This window comes from Nonomuraea sp. NPDC050404, from assembly GCF_040655495.1.
Lineage (GTDB): Bacteria > Actinomycetota > Actinomycetes > Streptosporangiales > Streptosporangiaceae > Nonomuraea.
Genome location: NZ_JBFAKB010000002.1, coordinates 309,252 through 331,762 on the forward strand (window position 1 = coordinate 309,252; position 22,511 = coordinate 331,762).

The following is a 22,511-nucleotide window of genomic DNA, read 5'->3' on the forward strand; positions in this document are numbered from 1 at the left end:
GTCAAGGGGCAGGAGCGGGATGGCAGGGCGGCGGACGGACACGCGGGAACGAATCCAGCAGGTCGCGCTGGAGCTGTTCGCCGAGCGCGGATACGACAAGACCTCGCTGCAGGAGGTGGCGGAGCGGCTGAAGATCACCAGGCCCGCGCTCTACTACCACTTCCGCACGAAGGAGGACATCCTGGCCAGCGTGGTCGAGCGGCTGGGCGAGTCGATCGACGAGTTGGTGGCGTGGGCCGGGCAGCAGTCCAAGACGGCCGAGTCCCGGCTGGAGATCCTGCGGCGGATCTCGGGACTGCTGGAGGACCAGTGGCGGCCGCTGTTCAAGTTCGCGCAGGTGAACCAGGGGGCCATCCAGGACAACGCGGCCGGGGAGCGCCTGCGCAACGGGCTGCTGGGCATGTTGTCGGTGCTGGCGGTGCCGGAGGCGAGCGCGGTCAAGCAGTTCGAGGCCAGGCTGGCGGTGCTCGCGGTGATCTTCGGGAACGTGCCGTTCCTGCTCGACATGGATCTGGACGAGAGCGAGCGGGCGAACGTGGCGCTGGAGGTGGCCGGCAAGCTCGTGAAGGACGACTAGCTCGTGCGGGAAGACTAGGAGGGGCCGGGGCGCAGGAGGGCCATCGCGGCGTTGTGGCCGCCGATGCCGCTGACGCCGCCGCCCCTGCGGGCGCCCGCGCCGCACATCAGCACGCGCTCATGCCCGGTCTCCACACCCCAGCCGCCTTCGTCCGCGTACGGCCAGCTCAGGTCGGTGTGGAAGATGTGGCCGCCGGGCAGGCCCGCGTCCCGTTCGAGGTCGACCGGGGTTTTGACCTCGACGCACGGGGTGCCGTCGGGGGCGGTGAGCAGGCAGTCCTGGATGGGTTCCGCCAAGACGGAGTTGATGGAGGCGAAGGTGGCCTCCAGCGCCGCCTCCCGCGCCTTGTCCGGATTTTTCCGGAAAAGGCGGGCGGGCATGTGGAGGCCGAACAACGTCATCGTCTCGGCCTTTCCCCGCAGCTCGGGGCCGAGGATGGACGGGTCGGTCAGCGAGTGGCAGTAGACCTCGGCGGGCGGCAGCTCAGGAATCTCGCCGCGCGCCGCCTGCCCGTACGCGACCGCGAGCCGGTCACGCCCCTCGTTGATGTGGAACGTCCCGCTGAAGGCCGCGTGCGGATCCACCGAGGCGTCCTTGAGCCGGGGCAGCCGCGTGAGCACCATGTTGACCTTGAGCTGCGCGCCCTCGGGCACTCCGGCGTCCCGCCCCATCACCCGGTCGAGCACGGCGGGAGGCAGGTTGACCAGCACGTGCCCGCCGCGCACCGTGTGCTCCCTGCCCTGCGACACGAACGTCACCTCACCGGACGGCGAGATGCCGACGATCTCGGCGCCGGTCCTGATCTCCGCGCCCGCCCGCACGGCCGCCGCCTCCAGCGCGCCGGAGACCGCGCCCATGCCGCCGACGGGGACGTTCCACTCGCCCGTGCCGTCGCCGATCACGTGGTAAAGGAAGCACCGGTTGGCCGCCAGGTCGGTGGCGGTGTCGGCGAACGTGCCGATCAACGCGTCGGTGAGCACGACCCCGCGCACGGTGTCGTCGCCGAACCGCTCGTCCACGGTCTCGCCGATCGGCCGCGCGAACAGGTCCCGCCACGCCTCGGGCCCGACCAGCCGCTCGACCTCGGCCCGGGTGCGCAGGGGTTCGAGCAGGGTGGGGGCCAGGGCGCGCGCCACCTCGGCGGTCATGCCGTAGAAGCGCCGCCACGCCTCGTGGTCGGCCTCGCCGCCGGTGATGCTCCTGAACGAGGCCGCCGTACGCGATTCGTCCTCGTTGTCGACGAGCAGGCCCGTGCCGCCCTTCGGCGTGTAGGAGGCGTACCGGCGGTGGCGCAGCTCCAGGTCCAGTCCCAGGTCGCGGACGATGCGGGAGGGCAGGAGGCTGACCAGGTAGGAGTAGCGCGACAGGCGCACGTCCACGCCGGGGAAGGCCCGCGCCGAGATGGCCAGGCCGCCGACGTGCGCGTACCGCTCCAGCACGAGCACCCGCCGGCCGGCCCCGGCCAGGTACGCCGCCGCGACCAGCCCGTTGTGCCCGCCACCTGCCACCACCACGTCATACGAGCTCACCTTCCGCACCTTACGACCGGTCCCGTCCGGTAAGTCAATGCCTCACGGGCGGCCCGCGATGGCCAGCAGCGTGGCGGCGGGGCCGGTCAGGGGGCGGCCACGCCGCCACACCGCGCGCAGGCTCCTGACCAGGTTCACCCCCGTCAGCGGCACCTCCACCAGCCGCCCGGTGGCCACCTCCGCCTCCACCGCGTACCCGCTCAGCACCGCCGGCGCCGCCCCCGCCTGCGCCGCGCCCTTGACCGCCGAGTTCGACCCCAGCTCCAGGCGCGGGCTGGCCCGGTGCAGGTCCGCGAAGGCCACGTCGAGCGTCTCCCGCGTACCGGAACCCGGCTCACGCACCACCAGCGGCGTGGCGGCCAGCTCAGGCCCCCGCAGGGCCGTACGGCGGCGCGCCCACGGATGTCCCGGCGCCACCACCACGACCAGCCTGTCGGTCCCCACGACCCGCCCGGCCAGCCCGTCGGGCACGCTCGGGCCTTCGACGAACCCCAGCTCCACCTCACCACCCAGCACCCGCGCCGCGACGTCCGCGGAGTTGACCACGTCGAGGCCCACCTGGATGTCCGGCTCGCGGTGCTGCAACTCGCCGAGCCAGCGCGGCACCAGGTACTCGGCCACCGTCATGCTCGACGCCACCCGCAGGTGGGCGGCCTCGCCGTGGCGTACGGCCTGCACCGCGCGCATGAGCTCCTCGGCCGCGGCGAGCACCTGCGCGGCCCAGCCGGCCACCATCTTGCCCTCGGAGGTGAGCGTGGAGCCGCGCGGGGTGCGCTCGATCAGCGGCAGGCCGAGGCGGCGTTCGAGCTGGGCGATCCGCTTGCTCGCCGACGGCTGCGCGATCCCCGCCGCCCTGGCGGCGCGTCCGAGGCTGCCCAGCTCGCCGACGTCGACGAGGAGCTTGAGGGAGTCGAGATCGGGCAGCGCACTCATAGCCACAGGCTATGACCTCACAGGCAATCCACGGCTACCGGCCGTTTCCACCGGTCAGAAGACTGGAATCATGCGCACCAGCACGCATGAACCGCCGGGCACACCCGACGCCACGCTGTCCCGGTCCCTTCAAGCCCCCACCGCGCGGCTCACCACCGCCGCCGCCCGGATGCGCCCGCTCGGGCCCGGGGTCGTCACAGCGGGCGTGGCGGCGGCGCTGGCGATGTTCGTCAACCGGCACGTCCCGGCGCTCAGCCCAGCGGTCGTCGCGGTCGTGGCCGGGGCGGCCATGGCCAACCTCGTGCCCGTCGGCGATCGGCTGCGGCCCGGGCTGGCGTTCGTGTCGCGGCGGGTGCTGCGCGTGGCGGTCGCGCTGCTCGGCCTGCAGATCGCCGTTCCGCAGGTGCTCACGCTCGGCTGGCAGACGCTCGCCGTGGTGCTGGTCGCGACGGGGATCACGTTCGCCGTGACGCCGCCGATCGGCCGCAGGCTCGGGCTGAGCGCCGGCACGTCCCTGCTCATCGCGACGGGCGTGTCGATCTGCGGCGCCGCGGCCATCGCCGCCATGCGCGAGAGCACCGACCTGCCCGACGACGAGGAAGCCGCCGCGAGCGCGCTCAGCGTCGTCGTGCTGTACGGCACCGCCGCCATCGGCCTGCTCCCCCTGCTGGCCTCCCTCCTCGGCCTGACCCAGGCCCAGCTCGGCGTGTGGACGGGCGCGGCCGTGCACGAGGTGGCCCAGGTGGCCGCGATCGGCGCCGCCTCGGGCACGCTGGCCGCCGCCGTGACGGTCAAGCTGGCGCGCGTGATCCTGCTGGCCCCGATCGTCGCCCTGACGTCGTACCGGCGGCGGTCGCCCTTCGTTCGGGCGTCGAGACCGCCGATCGTGCCGCTGTTCGTGGTGGTGTTCCTGGCGATGGTGGCCGTGCGCGGCACCGGCCTCGTTCCCGTGGCGGTGACCGAGGCGGCGCCGGGGGTGACGAACGTGCTCATGGCCGCCGCCCTGTTCGGTCTCGGCACCGGCATCGACGTGCGGAAACTGCTCCGGGGCGGCCGGGCGGCGCTGCTCGGCGGGATCGCGACGGCGATCATCATGGCCACGTCTCTGGCAGGGGTGGCATTGCTCGTGTGATCCTCGGAGTGGACGGCCACGCCATGGCCCCGTACTCTGCTCAGTTTGGAACAAATCCCGCGAAAGCGGCCGTTCCCCGTAAGCAGGGCCAGGACCACACAAGGAGCACAAACCTCACCATGGGCAGCACCACCGACTCCCTTCCGCAGCCGTCCGACGAGGTCGCCGAGGCCCTGGCTGCGGGCGCGCCGGTCGTGGCGCTGGAGTCCACGATCATCTCCCACGGGCTGCCGCAGCCGCGCAACCTGGAGGTCGCGCGTGAGCTGGAGGGGATCGTACGGGCGGCGGGCGCGACCCCGGCCACCATCGCCGTGCTGGACGGCGTGCCCCGCATCGGGCTGAACGAGGTGGAGCTGGAGCGCATCGCGACCGAGTCGGGCCTGCGCAAGCTCGGCCAGCGGGACCTGCCCGTGGCCGCGGCGCTGAAGGCCAGCGGCGCGACGACCGTGTCGGCCACCTCGTTCCTGGCCGCCCGCGCCGGCATCCGGGTCTTCGCCACCGGCGGGCTGGGCGGCGTGCACCGCGGCTGGGCCGAGGACCAGGACGAGTCGGCCGACCTCGACACGCTGGCCCGTACGCGCATCACCGTGGTCTGCGCGGGCGTCAAGTCGATCCTCGACGTGCCGGCCACGCTGCAGCGGCTGGAGACGCGGGGCGTGAGCGTGGCCGGGTTCGGCACGGACACCTTCCCCGGCTTCTACCTGCACTCCTCCGGCCAGCCGATCGACTGGCGGATCGAGACGCCCGAGGAGGCCGCGGGGATCATGCGCGGCCAGGACGCGCTGGGCGGCCCCGAGACGGCGCTCATCGTGGCCAACCCGGTCGCCGAGGACCTGCAGCTCGATCCCGAGCTGCACGACCGCGTGCTGGCCGAGGCGCTGGCCGCCGCCGAACGCGAGGGCGTCAAGGGGCAGGCGATCACCCCGTTCCTGCTCGGCTACCTGGTCGACGGCACCGCCGGCGCCTCGCTGGAGGCCAACCTGGCCGCCGTGCGCGGCAACACCGCCCTGGCCGCCCGGATCTCCGTGGCCTGGGCCCGGTCGTGACGGGCAACGCCCTCCTGGTCATCGGCGACGTCGTCACCGATGTGGTGGCGTTGCACGGCTCCCCGGTCATGTCCGGCATCGACACCTCCGCCGACATCGTCCTGCGGCCCGGCGGCTCCGGCGCGAACACCGCCGCCTGGGCCGCCAGCCTGGGCGCCGAGGTCCGCCTGCTGGCCAAGCTCGGCTACGACAGCAGCGAGTGGCACACGACCGAGCTGATCAAGACGGGCGTACAACCGCACATGGCCGTGGACCCCCACCACCCCACGGCCGTCGTGATCGCGATGGTGGACAAGAGCGGCGAACGCTCGATGCTCACCAACCGCGGCGCGGGCGGTCTCATCTCGGAGTCCGACTGGGACCCGTCCCTGCTCGACGGCGTCGCCCGGCTGCACCTGTCCGGGTACGTGCTGTTCGCCGAGGCGGGCCTGGGCCTGGCCGCGCGTGCCATGGCCGACGCGGCGGCCGCGGGCGTCGCGATCAGCGTCGATCCGGCCTCCACGGGCCCGCTGCGCGACTTCGGCGTCGAACGTTTCACCGGCGAGACCGCCCGCGCCGGCCTGGTCATCCCGAATCTCGACGAGGCCCTGCTCCTCACCGGCGCCGCGACGGCGCGGGACGCCGCCGTGCTGCTGAGTGAGAGATATGGCACAGCGGTGGTCAAGCTCGGCGCGGACGGCGCGCTGGCCGCCGTGGACGGCGCCGTGGTGGCGACGGCGGATGGGGTGTCGGCCGAGGTGGTGGACTCGACCGGGGCCGGTGACGCGTTCGCCGCCGGGTTCCTCACCGCGACCCTCTCGGGCGCCGATGAACAGGCCGCTTTGGAGGCGGGTTGCCGTGCCGGTGCCGAATGTGTGGCCCAGGTGGGCGGCCGTCCACGGTACGGTTTGGATCTGAACCGCCTTTACCCTATTCACACTGATTGATAGCTTGCCGCGTAGGCTGCACCATTAGCCACATGCGTACGGGCAGCGCCACGCGGCCCACTGGGGAGGATAAGGTCCGCCGATGGAAGTCGAGTCATCGATCTGCCTGAGCGACCTAGTCCCTGCGCTGCGTTGGAGCCGTCCGCAGCAGGTGGCCGAGGCGCTGGGTGATCCGCGCCTGCCCGCCGGATGGTGGTCCTCCCTCGCGCTGTCCAAGGCACTGGGCACGGCGGGCCTCGACTGGATCTGCGACCGCCTGGCCCGGCTGGCCTCCGCCCGCTGGGATCATCTGCCGCTGGGCGATCTGCTGCCCGCGCTGGCGGTTCACCACATCGACCCCTCGCTGCCCGGCTGGCCCGAGGCCACCCGTACGGCGATCGCCGGCCTCGGCGGATGGCAGCGGCTGCGCCGCCTGTCGCCCAGCGACCTGGGCACCCCGTCGGCCTCGCCCGAGGTCGTGATCGGCTCGGTCTTCCGCGAGATACTCGGGCGCATTCCGGTCCAGCGCGAGTTGTCCGCCGCCGTCAAGGCGGGCCATCCCGAGGTCACCCGCCCGCTGCCGCGCGGCCAGTCGCCCCAGAGCGCCTTCAACTCCCCGAGCGGCGCCTTTCCCGTCCAGGGTGAGGCCGCCGCGCAGGCGTCGCCCACGGGGCCGCTGGCGGGCCGGCAGGCCGCCGGCGTTCCCCAGCGGCAGACGGGGTCGTTCCCCGCGGTGCAGCCGCCCTCAGAGCGCCAGACCGGCTCTTTCCCGGCGGTGGCGGGCGAGCCCGGATCGCGGCAGACCGGGTCCTTCCCCGCCGTGGCCGACAACGTTTCCGGCCCGCCTCAGACGGGCTCGTTCCCCGCGGTGCCGCCCTCGGAGCGGCAGACGGGCTCGTTCCCCGGCCAGAACGGCCCGCGCCCCGGCGCTCAACCAGGTCAGGCCGGCCCTCAGCCGACGCCCGGTCAGGGCGGCCCTCAGTCCGCGCCCGGCCAGGGCGCCGGGAATCCCGCGCAACCTCAGAACGGCTCGCTCCCCGCGCAGCCCCAGAGCGGCTCGTCGCTCGCACAACCTCAGACCGGCTCCTTCCAGGCGCAGCCCCAGACCGGCTCGTTCCAGGCGCAGCCGCCGGGTGGTGAGGGGCCGCGCCAGGGCTTCGCCGGTGAGGGCGGGCTGCCGCAGCGCCCGGCCACCCCAGGCCAGTCCGAACGCCTTCCGCAGCGCCCCGCCGGCCCGCAGTCCGGCCGCCAGGATCCCGCCGCCGCCCAGTCCTCGCCCGGCGCCGTCTCCTCCGCCCCGTCCGCCCCCGGCGCCGCTCCGGCCGCTCCGGGCGCCGGACCGGCCGGCCCGGGTTCCACGCCGTCCGTTCCCGGTGCGACGCCCTCCCGCCCCGGCTCCGCGGCCACCCGTCCCGGCGGCCCGCACACCGGCTCCATCCCGCCGATCCCGGGCGGCCCGCACACCGGCTCCATCCCACCGGTCCCGGGCGGCCCGCACACCGGTTCCATGCCTCCGGTCCCTGGCGGCTCTGCCTCCGGCGGTCCGCACACCGGCTCGATCCCGCCGGTTCCCGGTTCCGAGGCCGCCAAGGGCGCGCCCTCGTACGCGACTCCCAGCCCCAGCCCCGTTCCCTCCGACACCGACCACGCGATGGTCCGGGTCGTGGACAACCTGTTCCGCAGCCTGGACAAGCTGGAGCTGGCCGTGGCCGTGCACCGGCTGTTCGCCGAGGACCCGGTCAGCCTGCGTACCCTGGCCCACAAGATGCTGGTGGAGCGGGACGCGCTCTCCCACGCCCAGCGCACCGCCGAGGAGCGCGTGCTGCACTGGCTGCGTTCCTCGGAGTCCGCCCCGGTCACCGGCCACATGTTCCGGCTGACCGAGTGGCTCGGCGCCGCGGCCACCGAGGACCAGCTCATCGGCGCGGACCCGGCCCACCCGGTGACGGTGCCGTCGCTGCGCACGCCTCTGTGGCGCGTGCTGGTCACCCTGATGCCGGACCGCCGCCTCCAGGACGGCTGGCTCGTCGTGGGCGACATCCACGGTCTCCAGGCCCGTACGAGGCAGCTCCTGGCCTCCGCCCCGGCCGACACCGACATGGTGGAGCTGATGGCCGAGCTGGGCATCCGTACCCACTCCGCCAAGGCCTGGCTCGATGCCCTGCCCGCCGAGACTGCCCCCGACCCGGTGTCCGCGGCCCCCGGCCCCGCCCAGCCGCTGCCCCGCCGTACACCGGGGGCCAACGGCCACCATCACCGCGGCGGCCAGCCCATCCCGGCGGCCACGAACAAGTCGATCGACCCGTCCGCCGCGCTGGCCACGCTGTCGGCGCTGTCTGGCGGCCGTTCGGGCATGCTCCCCGGCCCCAGCCTGGCGGGCGCCCCGTCCACGCCACCGCCGCCGCTGCCGAGCCCGTCCTCCGACCCGCGCCGCTGGCAGCGCATCGAGGTCACGCCCGATCACCTCAGGGGCGGCCCGGTGGCGGTCCCCGAGGGGTACGCGGCGCAGCTCGGCATGCGCCCGGGCACGCTGCTGTCGGTGACCGGGCCGGGCGACAACGCCATCGTGCTGGTCTGGCAGGGCAACACGCCGGTCTTCGACTCGCTCCAGCCCGTCCTCATGCGCCTGAACGCCCGTCCGGGCGACCAGGTGTACGTCACCGTGGACGGTTACCGCCTGGAGGCCCAGCTGACCGCCTGACGGTTCGTGAATCGTCGAACCGTTCCGGAAGCGAGCCACTGGCGGGCCTCTCCGGCCCGACCTAGGATCACCGCATGTTCTTATCCAGGACGGTGCGGACGATCGCCGTTCTCGCTGTCGCCCTCTCCGGGGTGATCGCGAGCGGGCCGGTGGCGGCGCAGGCCGAGAGACTGGAGTCGGCGTCCGACCGGCAACTGCTGTTCTACAACCATGCTTACGGCGTGCTCGACCGCGAGACCGCCGACGCCATCGAACACTCCGCCTACCTGCGGGAGTTCGCCAACTTCGAGGTCCGGACCACGACCGGCGGCGGGCAGACCTGGACGGGGCGCTACCTGTACGGCCGGGAGACCTACCTGGAACTGTTCGGGGTCGGTGACCTGCCTGGCCGGGACGGCGAGTTCGGCACCGCCGCGGTGGCCGTGTCGGTCGAGCGCGCAGGCGACCTGGAGCCGGTACGCCAGCGGCTGCGCGACCGGGGCATCGAACCGACCCCGTTGAGCCAGACGCGCGACTTCGGCGACGGGGTGCCGGTGCCGTGGTTCGACGGGTTCTTCATCAGCACCGACTACGACAAGTTCGGCATGTGGAGCATGGAGTACCGGCCGGAGTACTTCGCCGATCCGCGCAGCCAGAAGACCGAGCCCCCGGCCTTCCCCGGTGACATCAGCCGCGAACGGTACCAGTCCGACGCCTACCGCGATCACCTGATGCGCGACGTGTCGGGCGTCCGGATCGCGCTCACCCGGCGGGATCTCGACAGCAACGTGCCGTTGTTGTCGGCCGGTGGGTTCCACGTGCGGTCCGTGCCCGGCGGCGTCGTCGCGACCCGTGGCGGCACCACGATCCGCCTCGACGCCGTGCCGGTCGAAGAGGTGGGCCTGAAGCGCGTCGAACTGGCCCTCAACCGCCCCGTCCCACGCCGGCACGTGGAACAGATCGGGCAGTCCACCCTGGTCGTCGGCCCGGGCGCCAAAGCCGTATGGACCTTCAACGCACCCACCGGCTGAACCGGCTCAGCCCTGCCAGATCGGCGGCTGAGCCGGCTCGGCGGCCCGGTCAGCTCGCGGCCTTGCCGCCGCCGAACACCTCGCTGACGAGCTTCTGCGTCGCCTGCTGGAACGCCAGGCCCAGGGACAGCGCGGCGTCGTCCACGTAGTTCAGCGTGGCGGTCAGGGTCTTGCCGCCGCCGGGCGTGCTGTACATCAGCGCACCGTGACCGGCCATGCCGCCGTTGTGCGTGATGATGGTGCCGCCGCCCGGGGCCTCCTGAACGAAGACGCCCAGACCGTAACCGGCCTTGGCCTCGGGCGTGCACATCTCGGCCAGCAACGCGGGCGGCAGGAGCCTGCCGCCCACCAGCGCGGAGATGAACGTCTGCAGGTCGCGGCTGGTGGAGATCATGTCACCGCCGCTGGAGATCCAGGAGGGGTTCTGGAGGGTGACGTCGACCGTCTGCTGCTCGCCGTCCTCCTCGTAGCGGTAGTAGGCGCGGGGGTGCGGCTGGGGGATCTCCGTCTGGGTGGTCGGCGCCACGGTGCCCGTCAGTCCGAGCGGGCCCAGGATCAGCCGCTGGATCTCCTCGGCGTAGGTACGGCCGGTGACCTTCTCGATCAGCAGCCGGGCCAGCGCGTAGTTGGTGTTGGAGTAGCTCCAGTCGGTGCCCGGCTCGAAGCGGGCCGGCTTGGACAGCGCCAGCCGTACCAGTTCCTCGGGCCGGTAGGTCTTGAAGCGGTTGTCCACCCACTCCTTGCCCGCGGGGGTGGCGGGGATGCCGGGCGCGAACGTCCCGTCCTCGTAGTACTCGCCGGTGAAGTTGAACACCCCGCTCGTGTGCTGCAGCAACATCCGCACGGTGATCCGCCGGTCCAGCCCGAACTCGGGCAGGTAGTCGTCCGCCGGTACGTCCAGCCCGACCTTGCCCTCGGCCACCAGCTGCAGAACCATGGTCGCGGTGAAGGTCTTGGCGTTGCTGCCGATCCTGACGTGACCGTCCAGCGGCGGCTCGGCGCTTCCGCCCAGCTCACGCACCCCGGCGCCGCCGACCCACTCACCCCGCTCATCATGTACGCGCACCGTCACCCCGGTGAAACCGGAGTCGATGATCTCCTGCATGACCTTCTGCAGCTCCGGACGTTCCCGCACCGCTCCGGAGGCGCCCGAGGCGGCGTCCAGGGCCTCGGTGACCTTGCGGGCCATCTCCGCCAGCGTCGGGCTGGGCCGGCCCTGGTGGATACGGGCGGCGGCGTCGATGGCCACGACGACGGTGCGGCGGAAGTTGTCGGCCTCGGCCGGGTCCTGCTTCCGCAGCAGGCTCATGGCCTCCGTCAGGGCCGGCAGCACCTGGTCGGCGAGTTCGGCCACCGTCTTGCCCCACTTCACGTCCTTGGGGGCCTTGGCGATCACGTGCCCCGCCAGGCCGGTCGCGGAGGTCAGGGCGATGGAGCCTTCGGTGGCGACCCTGTGCGCCGAACCGGCGGCGCCGGCGGCGGACATCAGCGAGACGGCGCCCCACGCGGCGATACGCAGGGTGTTCTTGTCCTGGTCGGAAAGGGTGACGGACATGATGGTGCGCTCCTTCACATTCTGAAATTCGTTGTTACTGACGGCCGGTCGAGGACCGTCCTGCTGCTGGCCGAGGGGTCCGGATCGCTCGGGCCGGGTCTCCCGAGGAGATTTCATCCGGCGCCTCGATCGCTGAACCGCTCATGACGTTCACGATGGCCGACGGCCCTGATACCGGACCGCCGCCGTACTGACGCCGTCGCTGACACCCGCCGGCATGAGACGTCCCCACAGATGATCACTTCGGCGATCACTCTCCTCACGGAACGGCATTCATAACGGGACTGGACGTCCCGTATGGCTATGCAAAGAGTGCGGGACGCGCGCGTCGATTGTCAAACGGGACGTCCCGTTTAGGTATGGTGGTGTCATGAACGCCCGCCGCCGCTCCGCGGACCGAACCGAAACGATCATGCAGGCCGCGCTCGACCTGGCAGGAGAAGTCGGCTACGCCAAGCTCAGCATGGAGGCGGTCGCCGCCCGGGCCGGTGTCGGCAAGGACACCATCTACCGCCGCTGGTCCTCCAAGGCCCTGCTGTTCCTCGACGCGGTCCTCAGCTTGCCCGTCGCGGACCTGGAGCATCCCAACACGGGCGACGTCGTGGCCGATCTGCGCACGATCATGATCCGGGCCGTCGACCTACTGGCCCGGCCTCCGTGGGGGCCCCTGTACCAGGACCTGATTGGCGAGGCGCAGCACAATCCCGAGGTCGCCGCCGCCCTCAACGAACGCTTCATCCAGCCACAGGCGGCCGACACGCTGGCCCGGCTCAAGATCGCCAGGGAGCAGGGGCAACTCGCTCCGGACTTCGACCTGGAGCTGGCCTACGAGATCCTCTCAGGACCGCTCTACTTCAGGTTGCTGATCACACACGAGCCGATGACGCACGCCTACTTCGACCGCGTGCTCCACGTGGTCTTCGCCGGCATGGGCTCCCGCCCCCAACCCTGAGCCGCACCGCCGCACCGCCGACGGGACGCTACTCCTGGGTCAGGGTGCCGCGTCGAACAGGTGCAGGCGGTGGGCCTTGGCCGCCGCCTCGCCCCTCGTGGCGACCTCCAGCTTGGCCAGGATGTTGGACACGTGCACGCTCACCGTCTTCACCGAGATGACCAGCTTCTCCGCGATCTCCCGGTTGCTCCGCCCGTTCGCCACCTCGCGCAGCACCTCCAGCTCCCGGGCAGTGAGCCCCAGAGGCTGCCCCTCGGCACCTTCCTCCGAGGAGGTGCTCCCGCCGCCGATCCTGGCCCGCCGTCCGAAGACGTCGAGCTGCTCCAGCAACGGCGTGGCACCGAGCTCGCGAGCCAGCTCACGGGCCCTCGCCAGCCGCGCCGCCGCACCCTGCCGGTCACCGGCCGCCAGCGCCGCCTGCGCCGCCGCCACCAGGCACCGCGCCTCGGCGTACGGCTGCCGCAGCGCCTCCCACGCCCCCACGGCCAGGTCCCACGCCTCAAACCGCCAGCCAACCGGCACCGCCGTGTCCGCCGACAGTTTCTCGGGGCCGGTCAGGGCGGTGAAGGTCAGCCGGTGCGCCTGCTGCAGCCCGCCCTGCACCTCAAGCTCCCGCCCGAGCTCCCGAAGCCGCGTCACCAGCGACAACGCATACCGCGCCAGCGCCCCGAGCCCTCCGCCGTCCGGAACGCTGCCCTCCGGAACGCCACCGGCCCCGGCAGCACCAGCCCTGGCACCACCAATCGCTGCACCACCGGCCCCAGCGCCACCAGCCGCAGCACCGCCAGCCGCAGCGCCGCCGTCCGGGACGCTGCCGTCCGGGACGCTGCCGTCCAGGCCGGTGCTGCCGAGTTCGGCGGCCACCAAGGCGTCGTGGGGGCGGGGTGACGGCACCACGGCCCAGATGAGCTGCGCGATGGTCACCAGCACCGGCCAGGAGTAACGCGGACTGCTCAGCAGGTCGCGCTCCTCCAGCGCCCGCGCCGCCATCTCCACCGCCTGCTCCAGCTGCCCCCGCGCCTGCAACAGCGCGATCTCCCTGCACAGATGCGGCAACACCGTCTGATCCCGGTAGGAGCCACGCGACAACACGCTGCGCGAGGACTCCAGCAGCTTCTCCGCCCGGTCGAACTGCCCCCGCGCCATCGCGATGTCGGTGCCGAACCCCTGCAGGCTGGCCCGGTACGGCGCGGGCGGCGCGAGGTCGAGGGCGTGCTCGACCACCTGGAGCGCCTCGTCCCAGCGCCCGAGCGACACCAGCGGCTCGGCCAGGTTGATCGACAGGAACGTGCCGGAGGTGCGCGCCAGGCCGTAGTGCGCCGACTCCTCGACGCCCTCACGGGCGACCCGCGCGGCCCGCTCGTGCAGGCCGGCGCCCTCCAGCGCGTCGGACTCGGAGATCGCGCAGCGCATCAGCGCGTTGTAGGCGTCGTCGCGCTGGGCGATCCGGCGGGCTTCCGCGAACGCTTCGAGCTGCGTGTCCATGTCGGAGTAGCAGGCGTGCCCCCAGGTGAGGCTGATCAGCGCGTGGGCCTCGACGCTCGGGTCGCCCACCGCGTGGCCGATCTCCATGGCGAGCCTGGCGGTGGCCTGCCGCTCCGGCAGTTCCGCACGGCGGTGGAGCATGCGCGACAGGCTCTCCAGCACCTGGCCACGGAGTTTGGGCTGGTCGTCGGGCACGAGGCCGGCCGCCTGGCGCAGGTCTTCGAGGTGGCCGGGGCGGCTCAGGTCGTAGCGGGTCAGGCCGCGCTGGCGCAGCAGCATGGCCGCCGTGACCGGGTCGGCGTCGAGGTCGAGGGCGTCCAGGGCGGCGGTGGCCATGGCGATGCTGCGTTCGTACTCGCCTGCCAGGTGGGCGACGGTGGCGGTCTGCTTGAGCACGCCGATCCGGTCGGTGCCGATGCGCTCGGCCGCGTCGGGCACCTGGTCCCACAACTCCAGCACCCTGGAAAGCATCCGCAGTTGCTCGTCGTAGGCGGTGGACCTGCGGGCGGCGTCGGCCGCGTGCCAGGCGCTGACCAGCGCCCAGGTGGAGTCGTGGGCGGAGTGCCAGTGGTGGGCCAGCTCGATCGCGCCGCGCGGGGCGGGCAGGATCGACAGGTCGCGCTCCAGGGCCTCGGCGTAGCGGGTGTGCAGGCGGATGTGCTCGCCGGGCAGCAGGTCGTCGTGGAGCGCCTCGCGGATGAGCGCGTGCCGGAAGGCGTAGCCCTCGCCGTCCACCACGAGCACGTTGCCGGCCACGGCCGGGCGCAGCGCGCGGGACAGGGCGGCCTCGTCGAGCCCCGCGACGGCGCTGAGCAGGTCGTGCTCGATGCGCTGCCCGCCGGCGCTGGCCACCCGCAGCAGCTCCTGCGTCTCCTCCGGCAGCCGCTCGACGCTGGCCAGCAGCAGGTCGCGCAGCGACTCGGGCAGCGGCGCGCCGCCGCCGGACTCGCTGAGCAGCGCCTCGACGAACAGCGGGTTGCCCTCGCTGCGCGAGTAGATCAGATCCATGTCGCCGGCGGACGGCTCGCGCTCCAGGATGCCGGCCGCCAGGGCCACCGCCTCCCTGCGGGTGAGCCTGCGCAGCTCGGCCCTGGTCACCCACTGGACCCGGCCCAGCTCGGCGAGCAGCGGGCGCAGCGGGTGGGTGCGGTGCAGCTCGTCGGTGCGGTAGGTCACCACGAGGAGCAGGCGCGCCGCCGTACGCTGGTAGCGGACCAGGAACGTCAGCAGGTCGCGGGTGGAACGGTCGGCCCAGTGGGCGTCCTCCACGATCAGCACCACGGGACGCTCTTCCGCCAGCCGCTCCAGCAGCCCGAGCACCTGCTCGAACAGCCGCGCCCTGGCCTCGGCCCCGTCCTTGCCCGGCTCACCGAACTCGGGCAGCAGTCTCGCCAGCCCGCGCGCGTTGCCGCCGGGCAGCAGCGCGGCCACGCCGTCGCTGCCCAGCTCGCGCACGAGCCCGCGCAGCACGGCGGTGAACGGCGCGAACGGCAGGCCCTCGGTGCCCAGCTCCAGGCAGCCGCCGACGAGCACACGCGCGTCGTCGGCCCGGTGCCGGGTGAACTCGTTGATCAGCCGTGTCTTGCCGACCCCGGCCTCGCCGCCGACGAGCACGGTGGAGGAGGCTCCGGCGCGCGTTCTGACCAGGGCGTCACCGAGAGCGGCGAGCTCGCGGGCACGCCCGACGAACAGGGGGCTCACGGCATGGATACTCACGCCCTAAGGATGCCATCCGCGCACGACAGAAACGTCCGTCCCGTGGGGGATCAGCGCACGGCGGAACCGTTCATCCCAGAATGATCGGCGCACGGCGGAAACGCCCGCCCCAGAAAAGCCCAGGGAAGGGATCAGCGCAGGACCTTGCGGAAGAAGGTGGCCGACGCCTCGTACTGCAGCGCGTGGTAGAACTCCGGCGCCCGCCGCGTCGCCATCGCCACGTACCCGGCCTCGCGCGACCGGGCCCACCGCTCGAACTCCTCCAGCAGCGCCCGCCCGATCCCCTGCCGCCGCGACCCCGACTGCACCATGGCCTCCTCCACCCAGGCCACCGGCCCGTTGGCGAACAGCGTCAGGTGCACGAATCCCAGCAGGTAACCGCGTACCCGCCCGCCCACGACGGCGGCGAGCAGCAGGGCGTCGTCGTTGGCCAGCAGCGCGGGCAGCGCGGCGTCGAAGGCTTCGCGTTCCGGCCTGAAGGTCAGACCGAACTCGCTGGCCAGCGCGAACACCTCGTCCGCGTCCGCCTTCTCCGCCCTCCTGATGAGAAGATCGTCAGCCGTCATGAACAACGACACTAGATCGTCGCTCCCGGCTCATGCAAACACCCGTTCACAGGTCACCGAGCCCGAGCTGCCGGGCGATGAGCATGCGCTGCACCTCACTGGTGCCCTCCCCGATCTCCAGTATCTTGGCGTCGCGGTAGAAGCGGCCGACGGGGAACTCGTTCATGAAGCCGTACCCGCCGAAGACCTGCGTCGCCTCCCGGGCGTTGTCCATCGCCGCGTTGGAGGAGACCAGCTTGGCGATCGCCGCCTCCTTCTTGATCGGCACCCCGGCCAGCAGCTTCTCCGCCGCGTGGTAGTAGGCCAGGCGGGCGGTGTGCGCGCGGGCCTCCATGTCGGCGATCTTGAACTGGATGGCCTGGTAGTGGCCGATCGGGTGGCCGAAGGCCCGGCGTTCCCTGACGTACTTCAGGCACTCGTCCACGCAGCCCTGCGCCAGCCCCACGCCGATCGCCGCGATCGCGACGCGGCCCTCGTCGAGGGTCTGCAGGAACTGGGCGTAGCCGCGGCCGCGCTCGCCCAGCAGGTTCTCCACGGGCACGCGGCAGTCGGTGAAGGACAGCTCGCGGGTGTCGGAGGCGTTCCAGCCGACCTTGGAGTACTTCTTCGACACGGTGAACCCCGGTGTGCCGCTCGGCACGAGGATCGTGGAGATCTCCCGCTCGCCGGTGAGCGCGGCCACGCCGATGACGCCCGTGATGTCGGTGCCGCTGTTGGTGATGAACGCCTTCGACCCGTTGATCACCCATTCGCGGCCGTCGATGGTGGCCGTGGTGCGCATGCCGCCCGTCACGTCGGAGCCGCCGCCCGGCTCGGTCAGCCCGAACGCGCCCAGCATCTCCCCCGAGGCCAGCCGGGGCAGCCAGGCCGCGCGCTGCTCGGCGGTGCCGTACCGGAAGATCGGCATCATGCCCAGCGACACCGCGGCCTCCAGCGTGACCGCCACGCTGGAGTCGACCCTGGCCAGTTCCTCCAGTGCCAGGCAGAGGGCGAAGTAGTCGCCGCCCATCCCGCCGTGCTCCTCGGGCAGGGGCAGGCCGAACAGTCCCATCGCGCCCATCTGGCGCACGATGTCGTACGGGAACTCCTCCCGCTCGTAGAAGCCGCCGATGACCGGCGCGACCACCTCGCGGGAGAACGCCTCGACCGTCTTGCGCAGCTCTTCGTACTCGTCAGTGAGCATGTCTCAGCCTTTCGACAGCGCCTGTACGACGCGGGACGGACTGGGGCGGCCGAGCAGCCCGGCCAGCCATGTGCTGGTGGACACGAGCTTGCCCAGGTCGAGGCCGGTCTCGATGCCGAGTCCGCGCAACATCCAGACCAGGTCCTCGGTGGCGAGGTTGCCGGTGGCCGACTCGGCGTAGGGGCAGCCGCCGATGCCGCCCGTGGAGGCGTCCACGGTGGTGACGCCCGCTCTGAGCGCGGCCAGGGTGTTGGACAGCGCCTGCCCGTAGGTGTCGTGGAAGTGCACGGCCAGCCGCTCCGGCCGGCGGAAGGCGCCGATCAGCTCGGTGACGTGGCCGGGCGTGCCGACGCCGATCGTGTCGCCGAGCGACAGCTCGTAGCAGCCGAGCCCGAGCAGCCGCTCCCCGACCGTGACCACCTGCGCGATCGGCGTCGGCCCCTCCCAGGGGTCGCCGAAGCACATCGACACGTACGCCCGCACCTTGATCCCGTTGTCCAGTGCCTTGGCCACGACCGGCTCGAACATGTCGAACTGGCTCTCCAGGCTGCGGTTCAGGTTCTTGGCGGCGAACGTCTCGGTGGCGCTGGCGAAGATCGCGATCTCGTCCACGCCCAGGTCCAGCGCGCGGTCGAGGCCGCGCGCGTTCGGCACCAGCACGGGGTAGCGCACGCCCGGCTTCCTGTGCAGCAGCCGCAGCAGCTCGTCGGCGTCGGCGAGTTGCGGCACCCATTTGGGGTGCACGAAGCTGGTCGCCTCGATCACCTTGTGTCCCGCGTCCGCGAGCCGGCCGATGAACTCGGCCTTCACCTCGACGGGCACGACCGAGGACTCGTTCTGCAGCCCGTCGCGCGGGCCGACCTCGTAGATCGTGACCTGGTGCGGAAGATCTCGCATGGGGTACGGCATCACGGCTCCTCAGCGGTGATCACGGCCAGCACGGCGTCCATGTCGACCGGCTGGCCGGCCTGCACGGGCAGCTCAGAGACCACGCCGTCGCGCGGGGCCGTGACGGTGTGCTCCATTTTCATGGCCTCGACGATGACCAGCGGCTGTCCCGCGTCGACCCGGTCGCCCGGCTGGGCCTTGACCACCAGGACGGTGCCGGGCATGGGGCTCCTGACCACGCCGTCGGCCGCCTGTGCGGCGTCCGCGCGGTCTCCCGGGTCGCCGAGGTGGTGGCGGGTGAGCGACCAGGACGCGCCGTCGTGGCCCAGCCAGAGGGTGTCGCCGTCGCGTACGCACAGGTGGCGTTCGGTACGCCCGGCGATCGTGACGGCCAACTCCCGGCCGTCGAGCCGGATCCGCGCGGGCACCACGTGGCCGTCTATCACGACTTCGGCGGATTTTTCCGGCAGGCCGCGCACCTGGACCGCGTGCACGCCGTCCCTGGACTCCAGCCGCCACGTCGTCCACGCCCGCTCGCCGACCCGCCAGCCGTCGGTGACCTCCCACGGGTCGTCGCCCTGGGGCATGGCGTGGAAGACCAGCGCGGCGGCGGCCACCACCTCCCCCGGCGGCTCCGCCTCGGGGAGCAGCAGTTCGGGCAGGACCCGTTCGACCAGGCCGGTGTCGAGCTCGCCCGCCGCGACGGCCGAATGCGCGACCAGGGCCCGCAGGAACGGCACGTTGGTCACCACGCCCAGCACCGCCGTACGGGCCAGCGCCCGGTCCAGCGCCCGCAGCGCGGAGGCCCGGTCGGGCGCCCAGGCCACGGTCTTGGACAACATGGGGTCGAACTCGCTGCCGACGACACCGCCCTCGACCAGCCCCGAGTCCACCCGGACGACCGCACGCCCCGGATCCGGACGCCCCGAGTCCGGACGCCCCGAGTCCGCACTCCCCGGGTCCGGTCCCGCGTCGCCCGGTTCGCGCAGTGCCAGGACCCGGCCGCCCGTTGGCAGGAAGCCGCGCGCGGGGTCCTCGGCGTACACCCGGGCCTCCACCGCGTGCCCGTCCAGCCGCACGTCCCGCTGCCCGAACGGCAGCCGCTCCCCCGCCGCGACCCTGAGCTGCAGCTCCACCAGGTCCAGGCCGGTGACCAGCTCGGTGACCGGGTGCTCGACCTGCAGCCGGGTGTTCATCTCCATGAAGTGGTGCTCGCCGGTGGTCCCGTCCACGATGAACTCGACCGTGCCCGCGCCCACGTAGCTGACCGCCCGCGCGGCCTCCACCGCCGCCGCCCCCATGCGGGCCCGCGTCTCCGGGCCGACGAAGGGCGACGGGGCCTCCTCGATGATCTTCTGGTGCCTGCGCTGCAGGCTGCACTCACGCTCGCCCAGGTGCACGGTGTTGCCGTGGGTGTCGGCCAGGACCTGGATCTCGATGTGGCGGGGGTTCTCGACGTACCGCTCGATCAGCAGGGTGTCGTCGCCGAACGCCGCCCGTGCCGTACGGCGGGCGGACTCCAGCGCCTCGGGCAGTTCGGCGGCCGAGCGCACCAGCACCATGCCCTTGCCGCCGCCCCCGGCGGACGGCTTGATCAGGGCGGGGAAGTCGCGCCACTCCTCCAGCCCCGGTTCGGTCGCGCCGGGCACCACGGGCACCCCGGCGGCCGACACGGTGGCCTTGGCGCGGATCTTGTCGCCCATCTCCTCGATGGCCCGCGCGGAAGGCCCGACGAACACGAGCCCCGCCTCCGAGCAGCGCCGCGCGAACGCGGCGTTCTCGGCGAGGAAACCATAACCGGGATGTACGGCCCGCGCCCCCGAGGCGAGCGCCGCCCCGACAATCGCCTCAATATCAAGATATTTCGTCACTTCGAGGGCGATGTCGGCTTCCCGCACGTGCCCGGCCGCCGCGTCGGACGGCGTGTGCACGGCCACGGACTCGATGCCGAGCCGGCGCAGCGTGCGCGCGATCCGTACGGCGATCTCACCCCTGTTGGCGATCAGAACACGGTCGAACAACATGCGTCACATCCGGAAGACGCCGAAACCGGCGGGTTCGAGCGGCGCGTTGGCCGCCGCGGACAGCGCCAGGCCGAGGACGGTGCGGGTGTCGAGCGGGTCGATCACGCCGTCGTCCCAGAGCCTGGCCGTGGAGTAGTAGGGATTGCCCTGGTTCTCGTACTGGGCCCTGATCGCGTCGGGGTCGGCGTCGCCAACGGTGGTGAGCACGTTGGCGGCCTGTTCGCCGCCCATGACCGAGATGCGGGCGTTCGGCCACATCCACAGGAACCTGGGCGAGTACGCCCGCCCCGCCATCGCGTAGTTCCCCGCCCCGAACGACCCCCCGATCACGACCGTGAACTTGGGCACCCTGGCGCACGCCACGGCCGTCACCATCTTGGCGCCGTGCTTGGCGATGCCGCCCGCCTCGTACGCCTTGCCGACCATGAACCCGCTGATGTTCTGCAGGAAGAGCAGCGGGATGCGGCGCTGGTCGCACAGCTCGATGAAGTGCGCGCCCTTCATCGCCGACTCGCCGAACAGGATGCCGTTGTTGGCCACGATCCCGACCGGGTGGCCGTGGATGTGGGCGAAGCCGGTGACGAGCGTCGATCCGTACTCGGCCTTGAACGGCAGGAAGCGGGAGCCGTCCACGATCCTGGCGATCACCTCGTGCACGTCGTACGGCCGGCGGGTGTCGGCGGGCACGATGCCGTACAGGTCGCGCGGGTCGTGCCGGGGCGGCTCGGGCGCGATCGTCTCCCAGGGCCGGGGGGCGCGCGGGGCCAGCGTGGAGACGATGTCGCGGACGATGGCCAGCGCGTGCGCGTCGTCCTCGGCCAGGTGGTCGGTGACGCCGCTGACGCGCGCGTGCAGGTCGCCGCCGCCCAGCTCCTCGGCGGTGACCTCCTCGCCGGTGGCCGCCTTCACCAGCGGCGGGCCGCCCAGGAAGATCGTGCCCTGGTCGCGTACGATGACCGCCTCGTCGCTCATGGCGGGCACGTACGCGCCGCCGGCGGTGCACGAGCCGAGCACGGCGGCGATCTGCGGGATGCCCCGCGCCGACATCGTGGCCTGGTTGTAGAAGATGCGGCCGAAGTGCTCGCGGTCGGGGAAGACCTCGTCCTGCCTGGGCAGGAACGCGCCGCCGGAGTCGACGAGGTAGACGCAGGGCAGGTGGTTGAGCAGCGCCACCTCCTGCGCGCGCAGGTGCTTCTTGACCGTGATCGGGTAGTACGTGCCGCCCTTGACGGTGGCGTCGTTGGCCACGACCACGCATTCGCGGCCCGAGACCCGGCCGACCCCGGTGATGATGCCGGCGGCGGGCGCCTGGTCGTCGTAGAGGCCGTTCGCGGCCAGCGGCGACAACTCCAGGAAGCGGGAGCCGGGGTCGAGCAGGCCGTCCACGCGCTCGCGCGGCAGCAGCTTGCCCCGCTCCACGTGACGCCGCCGCGACCGCTCGGGGCCGCCGAGCGCCGCGGTCGCGAGCCGGTCGAGCAACTCGGCGGCGAGCCGCTCGTTGAGCTCGGCGTTGCCCTTGTACGCCTCGCTCCCGGGATCCGCGGCCGACTTCAGCACCGGCCAGTCGCTGCTCATGCGTCCCCTCCCATGGCACGGATGTTAGCCATCATTAACGCGGTCGTCTAGCATGTGAGACGTGAACACCGCCTCCGCGACACCTACCCGCAACCGGCGCAACAGGCGCGGGGAGATCCTGGAGGCGGCCGCGGGGCTGTTCGCGGCGCGCGGTTTCCACGGCGTCTCGATCGAGGACATCGGCGGCGCGGTCGGCGTCTCCGGCCCGGCCCTCTACCGCCACTTCGACGGCAAGGACGCGCTGCTGTCGGAGATGTTGCTCGACGTCAGCTCGCGGTTGCGCGAGTCGGCGGTCACGGTCGCCACCTCCGCGTCCGAGAGCCCTGAAGAGGTCCTGGACGCGCTGCTCGACGTGCAGATCGTGTTCGCGATCGAGCATCCGGCGCTGATCACGGTGCACGACAGGGAGCTGGGCAACGTGCCGGAGCCCGCGCGCCGGCGGATCAGGCGGCTGCAGCGGCTCTACGTCGAGGAGTGGGTGACGGTGCTGGCCGAGCTGCACCCGCGCTGCCCGGCCGCCCGGCTGCGCGCGGCCACGCACGCGGTGTTCGGGCTGCTCAACTCGACGCCGCACAGCGCGGGGGAACTGCCGGCGCAGGACATGCGGCCGATGTTGCGCGCGATGGCACGCGCCGCCATCGCCGCCTCTGTTAAGGATCACTAACTTTCGCGGAGCCCATTTTTGGGCCCTTGTTGCCTCAACTATCTAGATATATCGTCGCGCTATCTCGATA

The 22,511-nt window shown here is 72.3% G+C and carries 17 protein-coding genes; 8 read left to right on the top strand and 9 right to left on the bottom strand.

Going from position 1 to position 22,511, the window contains the following annotated elements; translation table 11 throughout:
* Nucleotides 1-19 precede the first annotated feature (19 nt).
* Nucleotides 20-577: a helix-turn-helix domain-containing protein gene (locus AB0I81_RS06675; protein WP_360651072.1), complete on the top strand. Its 558-nt coding sequence runs from the start codon at nucleotides 20-22 to the stop codon at nucleotides 575-577.
* A gap of 14 nt (nucleotides 578-591) precedes the next feature.
* Here AB0I81_RS06675 and AB0I81_RS06680 read toward each other — a convergent pair whose 3' ends face one another.
* Both AB0I81_RS06680 and AB0I81_RS06685 read right to left on the bottom strand, forming a co-directional pair.
* Nucleotides 592-2,106, bottom strand: coding sequence for an NAD(P)/FAD-dependent oxidoreductase (locus AB0I81_RS06680; protein ID WP_360651075.1), 1,515 nt, complete (start codon nucleotides 2,104-2,106; stop codon nucleotides 592-594).
* 42 nt (nucleotides 2,107-2,148) lie between these two features.
* The gene (locus AB0I81_RS06685) at nucleotides 2,149-3,039 is read right to left on the bottom strand and encodes a LysR substrate-binding domain-containing protein (RefSeq protein WP_360651078.1); all 891 of its coding nucleotides are present in this window, start codon (nucleotides 3,037-3,039) and stop codon (nucleotides 2,149-2,151) included.
* Between the two features lie 70 nt (nucleotides 3,040-3,109).
* Between AB0I81_RS06685 and AB0I81_RS06690 the strand changes: the two genes are divergently transcribed.
* From AB0I81_RS06690 to AB0I81_RS06710, 5 genes are all read left to right on the top strand, one after another.
* On the top strand, nucleotides 3,110-4,171 hold the full coding sequence (locus tag AB0I81_RS06690; RefSeq protein ID WP_360651081.1) for a putative sulfate exporter family transporter: 1,062 nt from the start codon (nucleotides 3,110-3,112) through the stop codon (nucleotides 4,169-4,171).
* Between the two features lie 119 nt (nucleotides 4,172-4,290).
* On the top strand, nucleotides 4,291-5,217 hold the full coding sequence (locus AB0I81_RS06695) for a pseudouridine-5'-phosphate glycosidase (protein ID WP_360651084.1): 927 nt from the start codon (nucleotides 4,291-4,293) through the stop codon (nucleotides 5,215-5,217).
* Nucleotides 5,214-6,143 carry a PfkB family carbohydrate kinase gene (locus AB0I81_RS06700; RefSeq protein ID WP_360651087.1) on the top strand — a complete coding sequence of 310 codons (930 nt, stop codon included), beginning with the start codon at nucleotides 5,214-5,216 and terminating at the stop codon, nucleotides 6,141-6,143. Before AB0I81_RS06695 ends, AB0I81_RS06700 begins: the two co-directional genes overlap by 4 nt.
* Nucleotides 6,144-6,225: 82 nt before the next feature.
* Nucleotides 6,226-8,823, top strand: a complete 2,598-nt coding sequence (locus tag AB0I81_RS06705) for a hypothetical protein (protein WP_360651090.1) — start codon at nucleotides 6,226-6,228, stop codon at nucleotides 8,821-8,823.
* A gap of 74 nt (nucleotides 8,824-8,897) precedes the next feature.
* Nucleotides 8,898-9,833, top strand: coding sequence for a DUF5829 family protein (locus AB0I81_RS06710; RefSeq protein WP_360651093.1), 936 nt, complete (start codon nucleotides 8,898-8,900; stop codon nucleotides 9,831-9,833).
* Between the two features lie 49 nt (nucleotides 9,834-9,882).
* Here AB0I81_RS06710 and AB0I81_RS06715 read toward each other — a convergent pair whose 3' ends face one another.
* A complete protein-coding gene (locus tag AB0I81_RS06715) occupies nucleotides 9,883-11,388 on the bottom strand; it encodes a serine hydrolase domain-containing protein (RefSeq protein WP_360651097.1) in 1,506 nt (501 codons plus the stop codon).
* A gap of 370 nt (nucleotides 11,389-11,758) precedes the next feature.
* Here AB0I81_RS06715 and AB0I81_RS06720 point away from each other — a divergent pair, with 370 nt between their 5' ends.
* On the top strand, nucleotides 11,759-12,340 hold the full coding sequence (locus AB0I81_RS06720; RefSeq protein ID WP_360651100.1) for a TetR/AcrR family transcriptional regulator: 582 nt from the start codon (nucleotides 11,759-11,761) through the stop codon (nucleotides 12,338-12,340).
* Between the two features lie 39 nt (nucleotides 12,341-12,379).
* On the opposite strand, the gene AB0I81_RS06725 is transcribed toward AB0I81_RS06720, so the two are convergent.
* From AB0I81_RS06725 to AB0I81_RS06750, 6 genes are all read right to left on the bottom strand, one after another.
* Nucleotides 12,380-15,541: an AAA family ATPase gene (locus tag AB0I81_RS06725; protein WP_360651103.1), complete on the bottom strand. Its 3,162-nt coding sequence runs from the start codon at nucleotides 15,539-15,541 to the stop codon at nucleotides 12,380-12,382.
* Nucleotides 15,542-15,672: 131 nt separating this feature from the next.
* A complete protein-coding gene (locus AB0I81_RS06730) occupies nucleotides 15,673-16,107 on the bottom strand; it encodes a GNAT family N-acetyltransferase (RefSeq protein ID WP_360651106.1) in 435 nt (144 codons plus the stop codon).
* Between the two features lie 46 nt (nucleotides 16,108-16,153).
* Nucleotides 16,154-17,290 carry an acyl-CoA dehydrogenase family protein gene (locus tag AB0I81_RS06735; protein ID WP_360651109.1) on the bottom strand — a complete coding sequence of 379 codons (1,137 nt, stop codon included), beginning with the start codon at nucleotides 17,288-17,290 and terminating at the stop codon, nucleotides 16,154-16,156.
* Nucleotides 17,291-17,293: 3 nt separating this feature from the next.
* Nucleotides 17,294-18,199 (bottom strand): hydroxymethylglutaryl-CoA lyase, encoded by a 906-nt coding sequence (locus AB0I81_RS06740; RefSeq protein WP_360651112.1) that lies wholly within the window; start codon nucleotides 18,197-18,199, stop codon nucleotides 17,294-17,296.
* Nucleotides 18,199-20,202 (bottom strand): biotin carboxylase N-terminal domain-containing protein, encoded by a 2,004-nt coding sequence (locus AB0I81_RS06745; protein WP_360651115.1) that lies wholly within the window; start codon nucleotides 20,200-20,202, stop codon nucleotides 18,199-18,201. Before AB0I81_RS06745 ends, AB0I81_RS06740 begins: the two co-directional genes overlap by 1 nt.
* A gap of 3 nt (nucleotides 20,203-20,205) precedes the next feature.
* Nucleotides 20,206-21,777, bottom strand: a complete 1,572-nt coding sequence (locus tag AB0I81_RS06750) for a carboxyl transferase domain-containing protein (protein WP_360651118.1) — start codon at nucleotides 21,775-21,777, stop codon at nucleotides 20,206-20,208.
* Nucleotides 21,778-21,838: 61 nt separating this feature from the next.
* Here AB0I81_RS06750 and AB0I81_RS06755 point away from each other — a divergent pair, with 61 nt between their 5' ends.
* Entirely contained in the window at nucleotides 21,839-22,441 is a 603-nt protein-coding gene (locus tag AB0I81_RS06755) for a TetR/AcrR family transcriptional regulator (protein ID WP_360651121.1), read from the top strand.
* Nucleotides 22,442-22,511 lie beyond the last annotated feature (70 nt).

Coding starts and splice junctions, on each gene's coding strand:
- AB0I81_RS06675 (WP_360651072.1), top strand. CDS start 20: ATGGCAGGGCGGCGGACGGACACGCGGGAACGAATCCAGCAGGTCGCG.
- AB0I81_RS06685 (WP_360651078.1), bottom strand. CDS start 3,039: ATGAGTGCGCTGCCCGATCTCGACTCCCTCAAGCTCCTCGTCGACGTC.
- AB0I81_RS06690 (WP_360651081.1), top strand. CDS start 3,110: ATGCGCACCAGCACGCATGAACCGCCGGGCACACCCGACGCCACGCTG.
- AB0I81_RS06695 (WP_360651084.1), top strand. CDS start 4,291: ATGGGCAGCACCACCGACTCCCTTCCGCAGCCGTCCGACGAGGTCGCC.
- AB0I81_RS06705 (WP_360651090.1), top strand. CDS start 6,226: ATGGAAGTCGAGTCATCGATCTGCCTGAGCGACCTAGTCCCTGCGCTG.
- AB0I81_RS06710 (WP_360651093.1), top strand. CDS start 8,898: ATGTTCTTATCCAGGACGGTGCGGACGATCGCCGTTCTCGCTGTCGCC.
- AB0I81_RS06715 (WP_360651097.1), bottom strand. CDS start 11,388: ATGTCCGTCACCCTTTCCGACCAGGACAAGAACACCCTGCGTATCGCC.
- AB0I81_RS06720 (WP_360651100.1), top strand. CDS start 11,759: ATGAACGCCCGCCGCCGCTCCGCGGACCGAACCGAAACGATCATGCAG.
- AB0I81_RS06730 (WP_360651106.1), bottom strand. CDS start 16,107: ATGACGGCTGACGATCTTCTCATCAGGAGGGCGGAGAAGGCGGACGCG.
- AB0I81_RS06735 (WP_360651109.1), bottom strand. CDS start 17,290: ATGCTCACTGACGAGTACGAAGAGCTGCGCAAGACGGTCGAGGCGTTC.
- AB0I81_RS06740 (WP_360651112.1), bottom strand. CDS start 18,199: ATGCCGTACCCCATGCGAGATCTTCCGCACCAGGTCACGATCTACGAG.
- AB0I81_RS06745 (WP_360651115.1), bottom strand. CDS start 20,202: ATGTTGTTCGACCGTGTTCTGATCGCCAACAGGGGTGAGATCGCCGTA.
- AB0I81_RS06750 (WP_360651118.1), bottom strand. CDS start 21,777: ATGAGCAGCGACTGGCCGGTGCTGAAGTCGGCCGCGGATCCCGGGAGC.